We start from the raw sequence: 18,780 nt of genomic DNA, 5'->3' as shown, positions 1-18,780 counted from the left end.
GTTGAAGTCTGGATTATTGCCGTCAACTTGCATTAAGATTTAATAACGTTAAATTTTTGCTATGTATGGTGGCACATGAGTGCAAACTACTTACCCATCTTTTCCAGGAATTTCCACTTGGAGCCAGTGGGCTATAACAGTGGAATCGAGAGTGAAGGAGAGGGTGCCGTCGAATCAGGGCAAGGAAAGCGTAATTGCCATGCTAACGATAGCGCAGCCAATGAGAGCATTTGCAAGACTGCCATGATTGTCACGCATATGGCAGGCAAGCCGATTTTCCACCGTTACTTTGTACTAGTGCCATGTCTAAGCCCGCACAGCGCGTGTTGATCGTATGCCACGCATTTTGGGAGGGGCTATCCCGTCTGCCCTATGTCCTGCATCAGACTGGTTGTGAAATCAGCGTATTTGGGCCACCCAAAAACTATGTGTCACGATCAAAATTTATCCGGCATCGTTTCTATTCCTCCAAGGAAATTGAGACGGCAATGGATCAGTTGCAGCAACACTTAAATCAGGTGGCAGAACCCTATGATTTCGTGTTGATTGGCGATGATCCCGTTTTGTATGCACTTGAGCGTCGGCGTGAAGAAACCTGGGTAAAGGAGATTTTCCCCAGTCGCGCAGGTTTGGCAGGAATGGATTTCATTACCTCAAAGGCGAGTTTCATACAGCGCTGCCAACAGGAGCAAATTGCCGTACCGGATTTCGAGATATGCCAGGACAAACCGTCTTTGCGCGCGGCGGCGACCCATTTGGGGTATCCGTTAGTGATCAAGGAGGCGCAGGGATATGCTGGGTTGACAGTGAGCATCGTTGCCGATCAGCAAAACCTTGACCTATACCCGCTGGATATGCCGGTCATCGCGCAGCGTTTTGTCGCGGGCCGCCTGGGGAGTGCGACAGTCTTCTACAAGAATGGACAATTACTTGCCTGGTTTTCTTATTACCGAGTCCGAACATGGGGCGCTTTGGGACCATCGGCCGCGATAGAATTCTGCCATTTTCCTGAGCTGCAACAAATCCTGGAGAAACTGGGGCGCTTATCTGGGTTTCATGGTGCATGCGGCGCTGACTTTATTCAAGACGACAAGTCGGGCAGGCTGGTGTTGCTGGAGCAAAATTTTCGCCCTACACTGACGGTGGGACTAGGTCTGCACGCAGGTGTGGACAGTGTGGCTGCGTTGGCCGGCATACTGGGAATTGCGGGCTCGTCGCAAACAGATTTCCGCCAGGATGCCTCGGTGAGCAAGTTGCTCCCACTATTTCCGCAAGATGTATTCAGAGCGATAGAAGCAAGGGACTGGCGAGGACTATTGGCGTGGTGTACGCATGTTAGCTGGTGGCGGGAAATGAACTGGCGCGAATCCAAACTTTTTCTGTTTAATTGGCGCCAGATCATACGTCGTCTTCTTTCCAGTCAGGCTCGTCCGCTTCGGTGATCAAGCTTCAGGCGCAATATCGACTTTATACAAATTCTTGCCATCGATATCGTGCAAGGAAACGGTCATCGCCTTGGTCCTGGCATCGATTTTTGCGATACCAAAAAATTGCAGCAGTTCTGTAGGCGGCCGGTTTTGCTTCATGCCCTTCGGTACGCTGACATATTTCACATCTGGGCCAAAGGTCCGGTCAATTTCGTTAGGGCCAAAAGTGCCTGCATTCAACGGGCCACCGACAAATTCCCAAAAGGGCTTGAAGTCGGTGAAGCTGGCTTTGTCTGGTGAGTAAAAAGTCGCAGCCGCATAGTGAACGTCTGCGGTCACCCAGACGACATTCTTGATATTGTGCCGCTTGATGAACCTCAGTATCTCGGCAATTTCCAGTTCCCGTCCCAGTGGTTTGCCATGCTCGCCATTGGCCCAGGCTTCAGAATTGCCTTTGGGCACATCAGGGTTGAGGTCAGGCACGATGATGGAAATAGGCATATCACTGGCGATGACTTTCCAGGTTGAGCGTGAGCGCAACAATGCCTGCTTTAGCCATTGCAATTGAGGCTTGCCCAGGAAGCTTGCATCCTCATTCAAACTGCTTTGCAGATTCGGCGTATTCTTGCCGCGATAGCTGCGCTCATCCAGCATGAACACTTCCAGTAAGGGGCCGTAACTGAACATGCGGTAGATGCGGTCGGGATCATGCTGGTCTATGCGATAAGGATTGTATTCAAACATGGCGCGACGCGCGTTCGCCGCCAGGGTATTCAAGTCGCGTTGCTGGTAACGTTTTTCTGCTTCGCCTATCTGTTGGCCGGGATACCAGTTATTGCGCACTTCATGATCATCCCATTGCACCAGGAAAGGCACTTCCGCAGCAAAGCGGCGCTTGTTGGCATCCAGGAAGTTATAGGCAAAGTTGCCGCGATACTCGTCCAGGGTTTCTGCCACTTTGGCCTTGGCTGGCGTGACGATATTATTCCAGAGGCTGCCATCCTCCAGTTTGACTTGTGCCTGTATTGGGCCGTCGGCATAAATCTGGTCGCCGGAGTGGATAAAGAAATCAGGCTGGAAACGTCGCATGCTTTCATAAATGCGGTAGCCGCCAAAGGCTTCATTGATACCCCAGCCCTGGCCAGCTTCGTCACCAGAAAACGCAAATGTGATGTCACGCTCTGTGCCGCCGGGTAACAACAAACTGCCTTGCACTACTTCACTGCTGGCCGAAGGGTTTTGCAAATCCTGGAAACGTACGCGGTAAAAGGTACGCTGACCGGCAGGCAAGTCGCTGAGATCTACGCGCGCAGTGTAATCGCTGCTGGGAAGTGCCAGCGGACCACTGATGCTGTGGGAATTCTTGAATGACTCATTATTGGCATATTCGACCAGCATGCGGGCTGGTCTGTCGGTGCGGCTCCAGATGATGGCCTTGTCTTTATTAATGTCACCACTCATGACGCCACAAGGTATTTGCGGCCGCGACTTGTCGGCGGTGATGATGGCAGGAGCGCTGTTTTGAGCGCGTACAAACCTGGGCAGGGCCGCTCCGGCAATCAGTGCACCAGCGCCAGTGGTGGCATGACACAGAAAGCGGCGACGTTGCTGATGGCTCTTGTTTGATTCATGATCGTTTGACATGGCTATCCCGAACAATGGCTTTAGAAGTGACGTATTCTAAAGTGCCAGTATGACCAAGCTATGTCAATCCATTCAGCTAGCCAGCGCTATCAATGTCGCAGTCTCGTCATCACTTCTGTTTTTGCGGAAATCGATGACAGTGATCACTGTTGTCACCAGCATACCCAAGGGGAGCAGGCAGGCGCAAAGCATGATGATTCAGTTCAGATAAGGGGTGCGGGCCAGTATTCCTTGGTAGGGTGTGAATGGATGCTCGTTGGTGCTGCCTGCGTGGCTGGACTGATCATGAATATTGACCATTAACACTGTCAAGTCGTTCACCAGATGGGGGTGACTGCTGTTGTTATTCTCTGCGGGTGATGCGGTTGTTGCTGGCGGTAGCATTGCAAAGGCATGCGAGGCCAGAAACAAGTTCGTGACCAGACAGAGTAGTTGAAAGCAAGTGCGGATATGTCGATTGATGTCCATGGCATTTTTTGTGTATGGATACTAAATAGGACTTACGAAAAACCGCCCCAGCAGCGTTGCAGCTCCTAGCCGTGCTAAAGCGCTGTCTTCGTTGCTGACGCCTTGCTGGGACAATTTTGCGTAAGTCTATTAAAAAAACTGCCTGCCACTCGCAAGGCGAAAAGGCTGGCAGCAAAAGGGTGGGATATTCTGGCCGTGGCGGAAACTGATCAGTCGATTTTCCAGACGTATTGCACCTTGGTCCAGCTTTGTTGCGCCACGCCGTCTATCGTGCCTGGTGTGAAACGGCATAGCGACAAGGCCTGGCTGGCAGCTCTGTCGAGTGCGCGATAGCCACTGCTTTCAAGGGTTTTGGTTTCGATAACCTTGCCATCGGTGCCTATCAGCATCGATAAAGTCACGGTGCCGGTTTCGCCAGTGCGTATGGAACTGCCCGGGTAGGCCGGTTTGTCGCAGGCATTCAGGTTGATGACTGCAGCGACATGGATGGGATTTTTTGGAACCGCTACAGCGGCCACTACTGTACCGTCCAAGGTGCCGCCCACTGTGCTTTTTCCGGTATCTTTTATACCAGTCTCGGTACTTGTAAGACCACTTTCATCTAGATTTTTCGGAAAACCTGAGGGGGGCTCCGGGACTATCAGCGGAGGATTTATCGGATTTTCCAGTTTGGTATCAAATTCAGGTGGTGGAATCTTTTCTTTTTCCACGGGCTTTTCGATCTGACTTATTTGGATTGGGCCTTCTGTTTTTGAGGTGATCTTAATCTTCATGCTACTCAGCAATACAGCAAGCAAAGCCACATGCAGCAAGGCGACGACACCCAAACGTGACATGCGCTGCAGGGGGTGTTGTTGGTTTTGTGTGAATTCCATATTGTTCTCCAGGTTTGGGGTCAGGCCAGTTACGGTCTTTCCGTAACTGGGACTAGCTGGGATAAGCAACATGCATTTCCATCCTTTTATAGTTTCAGGAAGTTGAAAATGATATTTGCGTGCAATCCATGTGCTTTAAGATAGCAATAAATATGTCACTTGAAAAGTATTATTAATTATTTTTCTTGGAAATTTGACTTCTTGTACATGGCAGGCATGGCTTTTTTCGGATAAGTTCAGGAAGATAAATAGTTTTGGCATGAAGATCATGCTGCCAAATATCAGTCTTAGGGAGAATGGGCGCCGTGCTTGCTGGCAATTTATAGCCCCAAAGTTGGCAGAATCAATGACAATGATGTGATTGCTAGTAAAAAGTATTATCATTGCACCTAAAAGGTAAATTGATTTGCTAATCTATAGGGTGTTGTAATGATGCAAAATGGCATAAGGGTATTGCTGGCGGATGATCATCCCATCGTGATGACAGGTTTTGCCATGTCTCTCAATAATCTGGGTATCAAGGTGCTGGGGCAGGCCAAAACGCCGCAAGAGGCATTTGAGCAATATGCTGCCTTGCAGCCAGACGTGGTAATACTGGACATACGCTTTGGAGCAGACTTGACGGGCCTGGATGTCGCCCGCGATATTCTGGCGCAATATGCCGATGCCAGGATTATTTTCCTCAGTCAGTTTGATCAGGATGCATTGATCAAGGAGGCTTACCGCCTGGGAGCAAAGGCCTTTGTGACCAAGGATTGTGATCCAGCAGATCTGGCGACCGCGGTGCAGCGTGCCCACCAGGGTGAATTGTATTTCTTGCCGCAGATCGCTGAGCGGCTGGCAAATTTATCAGTGCGCGGTGATGAGTCGCCACAATCGCTGCTCAATGAGCGTGATCTGGAAATTTTCAAGCTCATGGCAGAAGGTCTGACCAATGCCGAGATCGCCGAAAGACTGGATTTGTCCTTGAAGACCATCAGCAATGTCAGTCAAACCATCAAGGAAAAACTGGGCGTACACCGTCCTGCCTATATTACCAAGCTGGCAGTCAAACATGGCCTGATTGCGCCATGATGCAGTTGAAGGTACAGGCAAGCTTGCAGACTAACGCGCAGGCAGAGGCGCAATGAACTTGTCTGCGCTACTCTGGCGCAACTGGAATTTGCGCTCGCGCCTCTTGCTGATCATCTTGCTGCCAGTGATTTATATGTTTTGTTCCATGGTCTGGTACACCTACCATTCCAGACTGGAAGAAGGCAAAGGCGAGTTGGCAGAGCGCGCCTATGTGGTATCGACTGCACTGGCAGAAAGTGTGGAATACAATCTGCTGACCAGGAACCTGGCCGGGCTGAAAAGCACCATGACCGATGTCATGCTGTCAGATCGCAGCATCTACAGAATTGATGTGCTTGATGCTGACAGGACTCATGTTTTGCATGTTATTTCTTCTGAAAAAGCCCTCAGCACGGAACGCTTTGTCGAAGTTCCGGTCAGACGTCAACTGGTGTGGGTTAATTTGCTTAACGATGCACAAAATGTCAGGGCAGATGGTTTGGCGCTGGATGCAGGCAAGGCCGATGGAAAAAATGCCGCAAAAAATGCCAGTTTACTGGGCTATGTCAGAGTCACCATGACGGCTACGCGCATGCTGGCCAGGCATAGTCAGCGTTTCATGTTTGAGCTGGCCATCAGTGCGCTGGCCTTGTTTGTAAGTGCCGTGCTGGCCGTCTACTTGTCGCTGAGTTTGACGCATCCCTTGCAGATGGCGATAGAAACCCTGCGCGAAATACGGGAGGGTGATTATTCCAGTACACTGGAAGTGACTACCGGTGGAGAGATAGGTGATTTGCAGACTTCCATCAATGCCATGTCGGTCAGCCTGCAGCAAGCCAAGCAAGACCTGGAAAACAAGGTACAGGAAAGAACGCAGGACTTGATGGCATCACGCAACGAAGCCTTGAAAGCCAATGCAGAAAAACGCAAGCTGATACAAAAAGTGCATAGCATAGTGGAAGATGAACGCAAAAGCATTGCCATAGAAATTCATGATGAACTGAATGCTTCACTGATTGCCGCCAGACTAGAGGCACAGCGCATACAACACCTGGCCGCACAGATAGAAACGAGCGAAGTCAATGGTGAAGCCGCAGGCGAAATTCAGGAGCGCGCCAAAGCCATCACCAGGATGACTCTGGATTTATATGCAAATGGCCGTAATCTGGTCAGGCGCCTGCGCCCTGAAGTGCTGGACATGCTGGGTTTGCAGGGAGCTGTGGAAGATATGCTCAGGCATTACAACAGCAATGCACAAGGCTGCCAGTTTCATTTTGATAGCGAAGGTGATTTTTCAGGGCTCGATAGCGGCCTGGCGATTTCAGTCTACCGCATCATACAAGAGGCTTTGTCCAACGTCATGAAGCATGCGCAAGCGACGCAGGTAGAAGTGGCTTTGACCATGCTGGAAGCGCAGCACAGTTTGCAGATAGAAGTCAGTGACAATGGCCAGGGTTTTGATATTCACCATAGTTCAGCAGGGATAGGTATTACAGGCATGCGTGAGCGCGTGGCTGCCTTTCATGGTGAGATTGATTTGCAATCGTCGGCAGAAGAGGGTACGCAGCTCATCATACGTTTCCCTGTGGCTACAACTTGAGTGCAGGGGATGATAAATATGACTAAAGCAAGCAAGCCTGTTTTTTTGTCGTGAGTGAATTTTTAAACGGATAAGCAAGATGAAGCGCTTGTTGAAAATTTTTCTGGCCATCATGCTGCTAACAGCATGTGTCGGCATTGCGATACTGCAGAACTGGATTTCTGATCCTGCCGATGCCTACCTGGTTTTCTTTGCCGTGTTTGCCGTTTTCACTATCTGGGTAATCTTCAAGGTACTTACTACCGTTTCCCGCCATAATGAAAGCCTGATTGCATGTCCGAAATGCAAAATGCGTACAGATAGCCTGAGAGAAGAATGTATGTGGTGTGATCAGGGGCTGCCCGAAAGTTAAGAAATCGAAGCACAACATCCTGAGATGTTGTGCTTCGTGCCGATCTATGCGAATCAAAAAGAGTATGCAGGAAGCCGTGTCAACAGGCTGTCTTTAGCAAACTTAATCCAGCCCCAGCAAGCTATTCAAGCCAGACATTTCTTCACGCCACAGGACTTGCTGTTGCACTTTTTGGTGCCTGGGTTTGCGTGCAAGATCTGCTTGCAGCAATTCCTCCAGTTCACACAATCTTTGCAAAGCCAGTTCGGTGTCATTGATAACAGGCTCCGCAACTTTGACAGTTCCTGCAACATGCCCTTGCAGTTCTGAACCTGGAGAGGGTTTATTGCGCAAACACTGGTAAGCGCTTTCTGCATCCAGCCATCTTTCCAGATGGCCATCCTGGACCACCCAGAATTCCTGGCAACTTTGCTCTATCAAATCCCGGTCGTGTGATACCAGTAAAAAGGCGCCAGCAAATCCCGCCAGCGCGGCTGTCAATTCCTGCTTGCCCTGCATGTCCAGATGATTGGTAGGTTCATCCAGAAACAGTAGATGATAGCTGGCCATCGACAGTGCCAGGAATAACAGGCGTGCTCTTTCACCACCACTCAGCGATGCCACTTTTTGCTGATGCCGGTGATACGGGAAGCCTGCCGAAATCAGGGCCTGCTTGCGCGCAAGCTCTGTTCTGGCCGCCTCCGAGCTGGCGACAAAGGGATAGAGCGCTTCTGGCAGGCTGGCATCACTGTTGAGCTGCTGCAAAGACTGGTCGTAATAACCTATTTGCGCTGCCGCATGCCAGCGTATTTGTGAAGAAATTTCTCCTGCCAGTATCGCTTGCCAGCATTGCCTGAGCAGGGAAGATTTGCCTGTGCCGTTTGCGCCCAGCAAAGCGATTTTGTCGCCCGGTCGTATGCTGAATAGCTCCAGCATGAATAAACCAGCCAAGTCCGGCATGGCCCTGACGGTCAGGTTTTCCAGTTGCAGCAAATGATTGGCCGCTGACGCCTTGCCATGCAATTGCAAAGTCCAGGGCTGGCCTTCTGTGACCGTGGTTTGTTCTTCCTTTAGCCGGTCAGCGCGTTTTTGCATGGTCTTGGCTTTGCGTGCCAGTTTTTCATTGTCGTAGACACTGCCCCAGATAGCCAGACGCTTGCTACTGGCAGTCACACGGTCTATCTCTGATTGCTCGGCGGCACGCCTGGCCTGTGCTGCTTCATCTGCCAGAGCCAGAGACTTCAGGGCTTCTGAGCATGGCTGGTCGAAACAAGTGATTTGCCTGTCACGCAAGATCCAGCTTTGCCGTGTCACACGGTTCAACAGGCGCTGATCATGTGACACCAGCACGAAAGCGCCTTTCCAATTCAGCAAGAATTCTTCCAGCCATAACAAAGATGGCAAGTCGAGGTGATTGCTGGGTTCATCCAGCAGCAAAAGATTAGGGTCGCGCAGCAAGGCACGCCCCAGTAGCAAGCGGGTATGCTGACCACCGGATAGTGATTGTACTGGGACTTCAGCAGTGGCAGCATCAATGCCCAGCTCGTGCAAGAGGCTGTCAACGCGCCAGTGCAATTCCGGCATGTCGTCTATGGCATCTAGCATGGCATTGTAGAGGCTGAGCGCATGCAGGGCAGGTGGTAAATGTTGCTCCACATATTGCAGTCGACACAGGCGTGCCATTTGTATGCTGCCGCTATTGGCGCTGCGTTGTCCGGCCAGCAGGGAGAGCAGGGTGGACTTGCCACTGCCATTGTGGCCTATCAAGCCTATGCGCTGGCCAACTTGCAGGGTGAAGTTAAGATCCTGGAATAAAACGCCCTGGGTGGTTTCCAGTTGTAATGCTTGTGAAGATAATAAGGTAGTCATGCTCTTGTCTTTGATTTGGGATGCAAGCATCCACGTCAACAGGAGCGCTAACGATATGAGCCGAGAACAGGCCCGGAGGGTAAGTGGGATAAATGTGCTCTCGTCTGATTATCGCAGCGCGATGGAACCGGGACAAGAGTGGGCAAATATACCAAAGTTAGATACGCACCAGACGGCGTATTTAATTACTTCCATGTTTCCTCCTTTCTGTAAAAAGAAGTTGATCGAAACTCGATTTTATTGAAGTTTTCTGTGCGGGGCAAGTTCGCCCCGCTTACTTTCTCACTTGTTGGCTCACTTACCTGCACGCGCACTTGCCGCATAATTATGCTGAAATACCAACCGTCAGTGTGACGACGTAGCCCATACTGGCATTGCCAGTGACACTCACCATTTGCAGGCCTGTGCCATCGCTGAAGACATTGTCAGTTGCATAGCTGATACGCGAGAGATTGCGCACGCTGTTGGTGTAGCCAGTAGCCTGGTAGGCTTCATTTAAAGTTGCCATGGGGAAAGTGAATTGTGAAGTCCTGACCTTGTTAATGGCACTGCTAGTCTTGGTCAGACTGGGATAAACCTCGAAATGCACATGGGGCATGCGTCCGTCGTAGCAGCCAGGGAAAATCGTGGTAAAACTAACATTGCCGTTGCTATCGGTTTCTTGCACGCCGCGTAGATAGTTTTCTGCAGTGACACCGGCAGAATACATGGAATAATTGCCATCACGGTCACAATGCCAGAGATAAATCGCGTATCCAGCCAGCGAAGCACAACTGCTTTTGGTATTCACCAGTTGCAGTTTGATTGTCAAGGGCACGCCTGCTGCCACACCACTTGCTCCCGCGATGCTGGAGCGTATATCGCTGCGTACGATGCCAGACAATGTCAGGACGTTGGCGATGCCGCCTGCATTGCTATTGCTGCCATCACCAGGGTAAGGGCCAGCAGTTTCTTCAGGGATGATGTTGCAAGAGGCGCTGCTGGCACCAGTCGTTGTACCGGTTGTCGTACTGGTCGTAGTACCGCTGCTGGTCGCTGCGCTTGTGGATGCCGTGCTGGCATCACTGCCGCCACAGCCCAGCAGGGTAATGGCACCACCGGCTGATAGCCAGCGCAGCATTTTCCTGCGTGATGCTGCTGTTTGCATGAGAGTCTTGAGGTCGTTTTCCAGTTGGTTGCTATGCATATCCATGATGTCTTTTCCTGATGGGGGTGGGCTTGCTGCATTGTGTCGTGGCGGCTTGTTAAGCGCAGTAAAGCAAAGGTAAAGTTAGGTAAGGATTTTGTGTCATGTGCGAAAGGGGGTGTAAAAGCAGGTAAATTTGTCCAGGTGCAGTGGCGGCTTTGCTATCATCAAGACATAAAATTTACTGTCCTTCAAAACATGACCAAGGTATTGCTCGCAGACGATGATGTCGAACTGGTAGGGATGCTCAAGGAGTACCTTGAGCGTGAAGGCTTTGTCATTACGACAGCGTACGATGGTGAGCAGGCTGTGAAAGAAGCGCTGTCTGGCCAGCATGCGATTGTCGTGCTGGATGTCATGATGCCGCGCATGAATGGGATTGATGCCCTGCGCCAGATACGTGAACACAGCCGCATGCCAGTGCTGATGCTGACCGCCCGGGGGGATGATGTAGACCGCATTATCGGACTGGAACTGGGAGCCGACGACTATGTCCCCAAGCCTTGTACGCCGCGTGAATTACTGGCCAGACTCAGGGCAATCTTGCGACGCACAGAAATGGGCATGGCGGCTGACCAGGACAGGCAATGTCTGGTCGTAGGCGCACTGCAATTATGGCCGGGCCAGCGTCGGGCAGAATGGAATAACAAATTGCTGGACCTGACCAGCACGGAATTCAGCTTGCTGGAACTGCTGGCCAGAAATGCCGGGCAAACCGTCAGCAAGAATGACTTGTCTGAACAAGGGCTAGGTCGCCCTCTCGCCAGATTTGACAGGAATATCGATGTCCACCTGAGCAGCATACGCCAGAAAATCAGTGCCTTTGCCGATGGCCGCACCATCATACAGACAGTGTACCGCCAGGGTTACATGCTGACACGAGAGTGACCATGCTAAAACTGGGACGACTATTCTGGAAATTCTTTTTCTTCATCTGGCTGGCGCAGTTGACCGCAATCGCCGGTATCAGTATCACTTTCTGGATCAAACACAGCAACGAAGAACTTGCCAGATCAGCCGCCACGAGCATGAATGCCAGCAAACTCGTGGAAGAGGGGCGCTATGGACCAGGCCCAGGGCGAGTTTTCCATCACGGTGAAGGCCCTGGGAAACCACCTGGCGATTTTGCGCCGCCAGCAATGGGGAAACGCAAACCGCCACCTGATAACGGCGGGATGCGCACTCTGATCCCCATGACATGTGCTTTGCTAGCCAGCTTGCTGTTTGCAGCTTTGATGGCCTGGTATATGTCCAAACCCATACGCAGGCTGAGTGAAGCATTTCAGGCGCTGGCGGGTGGCAAGCTGCATGCGCGCATAGGAGACAGCATGGGACAGCGCAAGGACGAGCTGACTGAACTTGGCCGCGACTTTGACCGCATGGCCGAGCAATTGACAGGCGCCTTGCAAAATCAGCGCCGTCTTTTGCACGATGTCTCGCACGAACTGCGTTCACCACTAGCACGTTTGCAGGCTGCTATCGGACTGGCCCGCCAGCAGCCCGACAAGGCTGAAGAGTACATGGTACGTATGGACAGGGAAGCCGTGCGCATGGACAAACTGGTGGGCGAAATCCTGACCCTGTCGCGCCTGGAAGCAGGCGCGCAAGCCGGGCAAGACTTGATCTATATGGATGAGTTATTTGCCGAGCTGACCGACAATGCACAGTTTGAAGCCAGCAATGCAGGCAAAGTTTTCAAGGTTGCATTTTCTGCTGATGAAATCAGCAAGACTTGTGTGCGGGGCAGTTATGAACTGCTACATCGAGCGCTGGAAAATGTCTTGCGCAATGCCATCCGGCATACCGCGCCAGATACAGCCGTGAGTTTGCAGGCACACGTCAAGCAGGGGCAACTGCATATTCAGGTACTGGATGAAGGAAGTGGTGTGCCGGAAGCTGAATTGCAGAGCATCTTCCAGCCTTTTTATCGCAGTGTGCTGGCAGAACATACCGGTGATGGTTATGGCCTGGGTCTGGCGATTACCCAGCGGGTGATACTGGCACACGCTGGCAGCATTACTGCCAGCAATCGCCAGCCTGCTGGACTCTGCATGCAGATGACACTGCCAGTTGCCTTTGCTTAGGTTGGCAAAGGCAAGAACAGGCTGACTGTCAAACCGCCCCCTTCACGGTTTTGCAGGCTGATCCTGCCACCATGGGCTTCGATGATTTCACGCACCAGAGCCAGCCCCAGACCTGTGCCGCTGCGCTTGGTGGAATAGAAGGGGATCAGGGCATTCGACATCACTGTATCTGTCATACCGCTGCCCCTGTCCATGACTTCTATGCGCGTTACGCCTTGCAATGCCCTGATGCTGAGGCTGACATCATCGGCCCGGGAGCCAGATTCATGGGCATTCTTCAAGAGGTTCAGCAAGGCATGTTCCATCTGCGCACGGTCCATGCTGACGACTTCATCCGGCAGGCTGTCAACGACGGTGAAAATGACTTGCGACTTCAAGCCTGCAATGAAGCTGTGCCAGTGCGTGCTTTCCAGCCTGGGTGTCGGCAATTTGGCGAAGCGTGCATAACCATCGATAAAACTTTCCAGATGGCGGGTACGTTCCTCTATGGTCTGCAAGATGCCGGGCAGGCGTTCAGTCTGCCCACGCCCTACCAGCACGGCAGCAGAATTTGCCAGCGAGGCAATGGGTGCGAGCGAATTATTCAATTCATGGCTGATCACACGTATGACTTTTTTCCAGGTCTGCACTTCCTGGCGACGCAACTCCACCGTCAAATGGCGAAGCAGGAATAATTCATGGTGACGGCCATTCAGGCTGAAGTGGCGGCGTGCCAGATGATAAACTTCTTCCTCCTCTTCCGGATCTTTGGCTGCGACAGTGAACAGGCCATCGCCACCGCGCAGTATGGCTTCTCGCAATGAGGCCGAAACTTGCATCATCACTTCATTGAAGCTGAAACCTTCCAGCTTGCGTCCCTGGTTCAGTAATTGTCTGGCAGCGATATTGGCAAACACGATGGGCCCGTGGTCAGCTACCAGCATCATTGCTACCGGGGTATTCTGCACCATGGTATCAAGCAGTAATTCGCGCTGGACCAGATCCAGTCTTTGCTTGCGCAAGACATCACCCAATGCATTGTGGGCATCCACCAACTCACCCAGTTCATCTTTCAAGGGCCAGTGCACACCGATGGAAAAGTCATTGTCCTGATAACTGATGACCGTGCCAGCCAGGGTATGGAACAAACGTATCATGGCGAGCAACTGGCTGCGCATCATGCCTACCCCCAGCGGCAAGATGATCAGCAGGCTGAGGCCAGCAGCCAGCCAGATTTGATCTGGCAGCAAATGCAGCATCAGCATGCTGATGGCGACTGCCAGCAACAATATTGCCACGATCAACAAACTAAGACGCGTCAATATGGAAAACAGCGGGCGTTTTCCAGGCACGCTGCCGCTGGCTGGTGGAGGTGTCTGGAAAGTCATGCGCTGCGGCTGATGCCCAGTCTGTCCATGCGGCGATACAGAGCCTGGCGGCTCAGGCCCAGTTCGGCAGCAGCCTGCGCTACCACGCCGCGAGCTTTTTGCAATGCGCGTTCTATCGCATCCTTGTCTGGCTCTTGCTCGTTGACCCAGCTATTCGCCAATGGCAGGCCCAGATCCGTGGGCATGATTTCAGTTTTGGCGGCCAGCAGGCAGGCGCGTTGCATGACATTTTTAAGTTCCCTGACATTGCCCGGCCAGGCATATTGCACCAGTGCCGATGCCGTGCTGGGATGCAGGGTCTTGCCATTGCTGAGGAAGTATTCAGCCAGCGGCAAGATGTCGCCCGTGCGTTCTGCCAGCGTGGGCAAATGCAGTTCTATGACGTTTAATCGGTACAGCAAATCCTGGCGGAAACTGCCAGCTTTGATCATGGCGGCCAGATCGGCATTGGTGGCGCTTAAGACACGTACCTTGACCTGCCTTTCCTTATTCGAGCCCAGCCTTTCAAAACGCCCGGTTTCCAGCACGCGTAGTAATTTCATTTGCCCGGCCAGTGGCAGGTTACCGATTTCATCAAGGAACAGGGTGCCCCCGTCTGCGGCTTCAAACTTGCCTTCGCGCGCCTTGCTGGCACCGGTATAGGCACCAGCTTCGGCACCAAACAGTTCTGCTTCTATCAGCTCGGCTGGCAGAGCACCGCAATTGAGTACCACAAAAGGGCCATCCTTGACACTGGAATTGGCCTGTATGATTTCAGCAATTCTTTCCTTGCCCGCGCCATTCGGGCCGGTGATCAGCACTGGCACATCAGCGCGCGCTACCTGACACGCCATGCCAAGCACGCGTTCGGTAGCTGCATCATTCCAGACCAGATTACAGAGATTGAATTTTTGCTCCAGCTCGCGCTTTTGCTTGCGTTCGCGTTGCAGTCTTTGTTGCAGGGCGCGGTTGCTTTGTCCCAGTTCGATCAAATTCCTGACTGTGGTCAGCAGTTTCTGGTCATTCCAGGGTTTACCGAGATAGTCAGCCGCGCCTGACCTGATCAATTCCACCGCCGCATCCAGATGCGTCCAGGCTGTCAGCAAGATGACAGGCAGATCAGGGTAGCGTTTGCGTATTTCTGTGAACAGGGCACGGCCTTCATCACCAGAGGTGGTGTCGGCCGTGAAGTTCATGTCCTGTATCACCAGGTCGACAGCCTGGTGCTCCAGCATCGCCAGCCCTTGTTCTGGCGATGTGGCGCAGACTGCATCAATATCATGCAGGGAAAACAGCACTTCCAGTGCCACCGCGACGGTGGCGTTATCATCGATAATTAATACGGTAGGCATTGTCAGTGTTCAGGTTTTCAGGGCATCAGGCTCAAGGTTTCAGGTACTGCGGGTGGCAGTCGCGGGTGAAATCGAAGCAGCACGGGCTGCTGGCCCCACCACCGCGATAATACCAAGTATCCAGAAAATTACACTGCCTCCCAGCAAATAAGGGGTAGGCAATTTCGTCAATTCCAGTTTGCTGACCAATAATTGATTCAGAGCGATTGCCAGTGCCAGGCCGCAGCCTATGCCAAAGCTGGTGATCATCAGGTTTTCCGTGACGAAATAACGCAAGATATCGATACGGCGCGCACCCAGGGCGCGGCGTACCCCTATATGTTTGCGGCGCTGGGTCACCCACAAGCTGGAGATGCCGACGATGCCACTGGCGGTGACCAGCAAGAGCAAGACGCAGACGGCGATCAGCATCCATGCCAGGCCATTGTCGGCGCGATAGCGTTTGCTGCGGTCTTCTTCCATGCTGCGGGTTTTGACGATGATGGGCGCTGCTGAGGCTGCGCGCAAAGCGACATCCACGTCTTTCATGACTTTGTCCCTTTGCCCGGCCTCAGTGCGTACTGAAAAGATCGCATAGGGATTGTTGGACATGCGTATCGGCAAAATGACAGATTCTTCACCTTTGCTGCCTTTATTCGCTCCATGAGTTTGCAGACGTTCAACCACGCCAATAACCCGCGTTGCTTCAGCGTCATCACCAAGACCAAAATAAATGGTTTTTCCTATGGCGCTGGCATCACCAGGAAAGAGTTTTTGCGACAGTGCCTTGGTGATGATGACGACATCGACAAATTCCTTACTGGAACTTTGGTCAATTTCTAAATATTCACCGGGGTTAAAATCGCGACCTTCGACCAGCTTCAAGCCCCAGTGTTTGATCGCAGAGTCACCCGTCATGTAATAGGAAACATGGGCACTGGCACTGGTTTGCTTTCTTTCCAGAGCAATACTGGTGGTACTGCCTGATCGCGACAAGGGCGACTGGCTGGAGCGGATAACAGAAGCCACGCCAGGTACTGCACGCATGGTTGCCTCATCCTGTTTTTGCATGGCGATTTGTGTGGCATGATCATCCAGTTTGCGGTTGTCGATGCCAACAGAAAATACCTCGTTTTCTGCAGCGACACCACTAGGGCGGGCCACCACGGCCAGACGCTGATTGACTATGTATACAGCATTGACCAGGATGGCCAGACTGATGGCAACCTGAATGGCCACCAGGATGGCACCTGTTTTGCTGCGCAATAATGCAGACAAAATTGGCCGGATTTCCAAGTTCATTTTCATGTTGTTCTCATTGTGATTTAAGTTGTATGGCAGGGGTTACCTGGCAGGCACGCCAGGTCGGGAACAAGCCTGCAAGAATGGCAGCGCAAATCGACATGACAAAGGTAAGTGCCAGCATTTCCCAATCCATGTGGGCAACCACTGTCAATTCTTTTGACTGCATGGCAATCAGCGCCAGTGCGCCAAAGGCCAGCAGCAGGCCTAGCACGCCACCCACCAGGCCGATGACACTGCTTTCAATCAGGAACTGGGTAAAAATCTCGCGGCGTGAAGCACCCAGGGCGCGACGTACGCCCACTTCTGAAGCCCGCACGGAAAACTTGGCCAGTAACAGACCAACTGTATTCACCAGGCAAAGCAGCAAGAAACCGAAGGCCAGCCAGGCCGACAAGCGGTTGTCGTTACCCACAACCTTGGCTTCTTCCAGCCATTCCATGACATTGAATAACTGATTTTTTGCCTGACGCTGGAAACGGCCAAGTTTGTATTGTTCTTTGGCATAATTATCGAGATAAGCTTGCAAATCCTGTCTTTGTGATGGCGACTTCAGTTCAAACCAGAAGCTCAGCCAGGTACATTCAGAGTCCAGGCGTCCTTGCCAGCCAGGCTTGGAACCACTAGAACAGCTCATGCCGCCATCGTGGGTAATTTCATGACGTATTGCGGTACTGAAGGGAATGAAAAACTGGTCATAGACACCGAAAGCGTCAGAATTGCGGTAAAAGCGCGGGCTGGGTTCCCAGGTATCAAGCACGCCAACGATCTTGAACTGATGCCCTATCATGACCAGGGATTGACCAACCGGATTGCTGTTGCCAAATAGCTTTTCTGACAGACTGCGGCCAAGCACGACGACATTTTCTGCCTTGGTGTCACTGTCTGCATTCCAGGCCTGACCGTACAAAAACGGTGTGTCAAGCATGGCAAAGAAGTCGCTGCCGGCTGCTGATCCTGCTGACGACATGGCTCCCAGGTCCTTGCGGGCTGGTTCTATCGCCATTTCCACGCCATACAAGGCAGCGCGTCTCTCACCTTGTTTGCTGGCCAATAAATTCATGGCATCGGTATAACTCAATTGCGTATCACCAGGCTTGGCTCCGGGCACATATCCTTTGGTAGGGCCATTGTCGAGCACAGGTGTGAACAAGCGATTGCTCTTGTGGGGAATGGGGTCCCCCGACATCACATGCAGGATGGTCAGGGTAGAGACGCTGGCCGCAACGCCGACTGCCAGGGTCAGTATCATCAAGGCGGTCAGGGCGGGGTTGCGGCGCAGGCTGCGCAAGCCCAATAAGAAATAATACTTCAACATGCTCTTGCTCCTCAGGCCACAGCTGAACGATCGACTTCATTGGCAGAGTCGGTTTCTACATGCCCGTCTGCTTTGGCGTCATACAGCGAAGGCATTTTGCGCACCAGATCGCTGACCTGGCCGTCAATGATGTGCACATTGCGCTGCGCTCTTACGGCCAGCTCAGGGTCATGCGTTACCATCAGAATGGTGGTGCCCTTGGCGTTGATATCTTCCAGCAATTCCATGACACTGCGCGCCATCTGGGTATCGAGGTTGCCAGTCGGTTCATCGGCAAGCAAGAGTTTGGGGGAGCCAGCCAGTGCGCGGGCAATGGCTACTCGCTGTTGCTGACCACCCGACAATTCAGCCGGGTAATGCTTCATGCGCGAAGCCAGTCCTACCTGCACCAGCGCCGCTTCTATGCGGTCCTTGCGCTCGGTCGCATTCAGACCGCGGTAGCGAAGAGGTACATCGACATTGTCGAACAGGTTGAGGTCAGGAATCAGGTTAAAACCCTGGAAGATGAAACCCAGTTTTTCATTGCGCAAGCGTGTGCGGGCATTGTCATTCATGCCTTTCACATTGATGCCATCGAGCAGGTAATCACCATCATTGAAATCTTCCAATAAACCGGCGATGTTCAAGAAAGTCGTCTTGCCGGAGCCAGAAGGCCCGGTAACAGTGACAAATTCACCTTCCTTGACATGAATATCAAAGCCGCGCAGAGCATGGGTTTCTATCAAATGGGTGCGATATACTTTGCTCAAATTTTTCATACGTAACATGGGATATTCCTTCTTGAATTAATGATGGATGTTAGGGCGTGTTGACATATCTTTTAGTCAAGCGAATGGGTGAGAAACCTTGTCTGGCTAGGCGTGCGGAGCGCTGCTTGGCGAGCCAAGTGAGCGACGCACAACAACGCCAGGCGAGGTTTCTGGCCCATTCCCTCCGGGTTCACTCC

Annotated in this window: 16 protein-coding genes; 6 read left to right on the top strand and 10 right to left on the bottom strand. The window is 52.2% G+C overall.

Going from position 1 to position 18,780, the window contains the following annotated elements; genetic code table 11:
* Positions 1 to 302 precede the first annotated feature (302 nt).
* Complete coding sequence (locus tag Q8K39_RS19640; protein WP_305262837.1) at positions 303 to 1,442, top strand: ATP-grasp domain-containing protein; 1,140 nt, start codon at positions 303 to 305, stop codon at positions 1,440 to 1,442.
* Here the strand turns inward: Q8K39_RS19640 and Q8K39_RS19635 are convergent, their stop codons facing one another.
* From Q8K39_RS19635 to Q8K39_RS19625, 3 genes are all read right to left on the bottom strand, one after another.
* Positions 1,443 to 3,071: an alkaline phosphatase gene (locus Q8K39_RS19635; protein WP_305262835.1), complete on the bottom strand. Its 1,629-nt coding sequence runs from the start codon at positions 3,069 to 3,071 to the stop codon at positions 1,443 to 1,445.
* A gap of 198 nt (positions 3,072 to 3,269) precedes the next feature.
* Positions 3,270 to 3,539, bottom strand: coding sequence for a hypothetical protein (locus Q8K39_RS19630; RefSeq protein WP_305262833.1), 270 nt, complete (start codon positions 3,537 to 3,539; stop codon positions 3,270 to 3,272).
* 209 nt (positions 3,540 to 3,748) lie between these two features.
* Positions 3,749 to 4,414, bottom strand: a complete 666-nt coding sequence (locus tag Q8K39_RS19625; protein ID WP_186955638.1) for an energy transducer TonB — start codon at positions 4,412 to 4,414, stop codon at positions 3,749 to 3,751.
* Positions 4,415 to 4,843: 429 nt separating this feature from the next.
* On the opposite strand from Q8K39_RS19625, the gene Q8K39_RS19620 reads away from it, so the two are divergent.
* The 3 genes from Q8K39_RS19620 to Q8K39_RS19610 all read left to right on the top strand — a co-directional run bounded on the left by Q8K39_RS19620 (position 4,844) and on the right by Q8K39_RS19610 (position 7,419).
* Positions 4,844 to 5,488: a response regulator transcription factor gene (locus Q8K39_RS19620; RefSeq protein ID WP_186955639.1), complete on the top strand. Its 645-nt coding sequence runs from the start codon at positions 4,844 to 4,846 to the stop codon at positions 5,486 to 5,488.
* 52 nt (positions 5,489 to 5,540) lie between these two features.
* On the top strand, positions 5,541 to 7,067 hold the full coding sequence (locus Q8K39_RS19615; RefSeq protein ID WP_305262831.1) for an ATP-binding protein: 1,527 nt from the start codon (positions 5,541 to 5,543) through the stop codon (positions 7,065 to 7,067).
* A 79-nt stretch (positions 7,068 to 7,146) separates the two neighbouring features.
* Positions 7,147 to 7,419, top strand: a complete 273-nt coding sequence (locus Q8K39_RS19610) for a hypothetical protein (RefSeq protein ID WP_305262829.1) — start codon at positions 7,147 to 7,149, stop codon at positions 7,417 to 7,419.
* Positions 7,420 to 7,521: 102 nt separating this feature from the next.
* On the opposite strand, the gene Q8K39_RS19605 is transcribed toward Q8K39_RS19610, so the two are convergent.
* Positions 7,522 to 9,267 (bottom strand): ATP-binding cassette domain-containing protein, encoded by a 1,746-nt coding sequence (locus Q8K39_RS19605; RefSeq protein WP_305262826.1) that lies wholly within the window; start codon positions 9,265 to 9,267, stop codon positions 7,522 to 7,524.
* A 325-nt stretch (positions 9,268 to 9,592) separates the two neighbouring features.
* Positions 9,593 to 10,459 carry an intradiol ring-cleavage dioxygenase gene (locus Q8K39_RS19600; RefSeq protein WP_305262824.1) on the bottom strand — a complete coding sequence of 289 codons (867 nt, stop codon included), beginning with the start codon at positions 10,457 to 10,459 and terminating at the stop codon, positions 9,593 to 9,595.
* A gap of 192 nt (positions 10,460 to 10,651) precedes the next feature.
* Here Q8K39_RS19600 and Q8K39_RS19595 point away from each other — a divergent pair, with 192 nt between their 5' ends.
* Together Q8K39_RS19595 and Q8K39_RS19590 are read left to right on the top strand one after the other, a co-directional pair.
* Positions 10,652 to 11,341, top strand: coding sequence for a response regulator (locus Q8K39_RS19595; protein WP_305262822.1), 690 nt, complete (start codon positions 10,652 to 10,654; stop codon positions 11,339 to 11,341).
* A 2-nt stretch (positions 11,342 to 11,343) separates the two neighbouring features.
* Positions 11,344 to 12,537: an ATP-binding protein gene (locus tag Q8K39_RS19590; protein WP_305262818.1), complete on the top strand. Its 1,194-nt coding sequence runs from the start codon at positions 11,344 to 11,346 to the stop codon at positions 12,535 to 12,537.
* Here the strand turns inward: Q8K39_RS19590 and Q8K39_RS19585 are convergent.
* Genes Q8K39_RS19585 through Q8K39_RS19565 form a run of 5 tightly spaced genes read right to left on the bottom strand, consistent with a single transcriptional unit; the run spans position 12,534 to position 18,601 of the window.
* A complete protein-coding gene (locus Q8K39_RS19585) occupies positions 12,534 to 13,904 on the bottom strand; it encodes a PAS domain-containing sensor histidine kinase (protein ID WP_305262817.1) in 1,371 nt (456 codons plus the stop codon). The genes Q8K39_RS19590 and Q8K39_RS19585 overlap by 4 nt on opposite strands.
* The gene (locus Q8K39_RS19580) at positions 13,901 to 15,235 is read right to left on the bottom strand and encodes a sigma-54 dependent transcriptional regulator (RefSeq protein WP_305262815.1); all 1,335 of its coding nucleotides are present in this window, start codon (positions 15,233 to 15,235) and stop codon (positions 13,901 to 13,903) included. Before Q8K39_RS19580 ends, Q8K39_RS19585 begins: the two co-directional genes overlap by 4 nt.
* Before the next feature lie 39 nt (positions 15,236 to 15,274).
* Positions 15,275 to 16,522, bottom strand: a complete 1,248-nt coding sequence (locus Q8K39_RS19575; protein ID WP_305262813.1) for an ABC transporter permease — start codon at positions 16,520 to 16,522, stop codon at positions 15,275 to 15,277.
* A gap of 7 nt (positions 16,523 to 16,529) precedes the next feature.
* Positions 16,530 to 17,834: an ABC transporter permease gene (locus Q8K39_RS19570; RefSeq protein WP_305262812.1), complete on the bottom strand. Its 1,305-nt coding sequence runs from the start codon at positions 17,832 to 17,834 to the stop codon at positions 16,530 to 16,532.
* A gap of 11 nt (positions 17,835 to 17,845) precedes the next feature.
* Positions 17,846 to 18,601, bottom strand: coding sequence for an ABC transporter ATP-binding protein (locus Q8K39_RS19565; protein ID WP_186955648.1), 756 nt, complete (start codon positions 18,599 to 18,601; stop codon positions 17,846 to 17,848).
* Between the last annotated feature and the right edge of the window lie 179 nt (positions 18,602 to 18,780).

This window comes from Undibacterium sp., assembly GCF_030683615.1.
Classification (GTDB): Bacteria; Pseudomonadota; Gammaproteobacteria; order Burkholderiales; family Burkholderiaceae_D; genus Undibacterium; species Undibacterium umbellatum.
The sequence above is the reverse complement of the archived record's forward strand: the minus strand, read 5'-3'. Positions and strand labels throughout refer to the sequence as shown.

What these genes read in the sequence shown, in the direction of transcription:
- Q8K39_RS19565 (WP_186955648.1), bottom strand. Translation starts at nt 18,601, where the DNA reads ATGTTACGTATGAAAAATTTGAGCAAAGTATATCGCACCCATTTGATA.
- Q8K39_RS19625 (WP_186955638.1), bottom strand. Translation starts at nt 4,414, where the DNA reads ATGGAATTCACACAAAACCAACAACACCCCCTGCAGCGCATGTCACGT.
- Q8K39_RS19630 (WP_305262833.1), bottom strand. Translation starts at nt 3,539, where the DNA reads ATGGACATCAATCGACATATCCGCACTTGCTTTCAACTACTCTGTCTG.
- Q8K39_RS19590 (WP_305262818.1), top strand. Translation starts at nt 11,344, where the DNA reads ATGCTAAAACTGGGACGACTATTCTGGAAATTCTTTTTCTTCATCTGG.
- Q8K39_RS19605 (WP_305262826.1), bottom strand. Translation starts at nt 9,267, where the DNA reads ATGACTACCTTATTATCTTCACAAGCATTACAACTGGAAACCACCCAG.
- Q8K39_RS19600 (WP_305262824.1), bottom strand. Translation starts at nt 10,459, where the DNA reads ATGGATATGCATAGCAACCAACTGGAAAACGACCTCAAGACTCTCATG.
- Q8K39_RS19570 (WP_305262812.1), bottom strand. Translation starts at nt 17,834, where the DNA reads ATGTTGAAGTATTATTTCTTATTGGGCTTGCGCAGCCTGCGCCGCAAC.
- Q8K39_RS19610 (WP_305262829.1), top strand. Translation starts at nt 7,147, where the DNA reads ATGAAGCGCTTGTTGAAAATTTTTCTGGCCATCATGCTGCTAACAGCA.
- Q8K39_RS19595 (WP_305262822.1), top strand. Translation starts at nt 10,652, where the DNA reads ATGACCAAGGTATTGCTCGCAGACGATGATGTCGAACTGGTAGGGATG.
- Q8K39_RS19640 (WP_305262837.1), top strand. Translation starts at nt 303, where the DNA reads ATGTCTAAGCCCGCACAGCGCGTGTTGATCGTATGCCACGCATTTTGG.
- Q8K39_RS19635 (WP_305262835.1), bottom strand. Translation starts at nt 3,071, where the DNA reads ATGTCAAACGATCATGAATCAAACAAGAGCCATCAGCAACGTCGCCGC.
- Q8K39_RS19620 (WP_186955639.1), top strand. Translation starts at nt 4,844, where the DNA reads ATGATGCAAAATGGCATAAGGGTATTGCTGGCGGATGATCATCCCATC.
- Q8K39_RS19585 (WP_305262817.1), bottom strand. Translation starts at nt 13,904, where the DNA reads ATGACTTTCCAGACACCTCCACCAGCCAGCGGCAGCGTGCCTGGAAAA.
- Q8K39_RS19615 (WP_305262831.1), top strand. Translation starts at nt 5,541, where the DNA reads ATGAACTTGTCTGCGCTACTCTGGCGCAACTGGAATTTGCGCTCGCGC.
- Q8K39_RS19575 (WP_305262813.1), bottom strand. Translation starts at nt 16,522, where the DNA reads ATGAAAATGAACTTGGAAATCCGGCCAATTTTGTCTGCATTATTGCGC.
- Q8K39_RS19580 (WP_305262815.1), bottom strand. Translation starts at nt 15,235, where the DNA reads ATGCCTACCGTATTAATTATCGATGATAACGCCACCGTCGCGGTGGCA.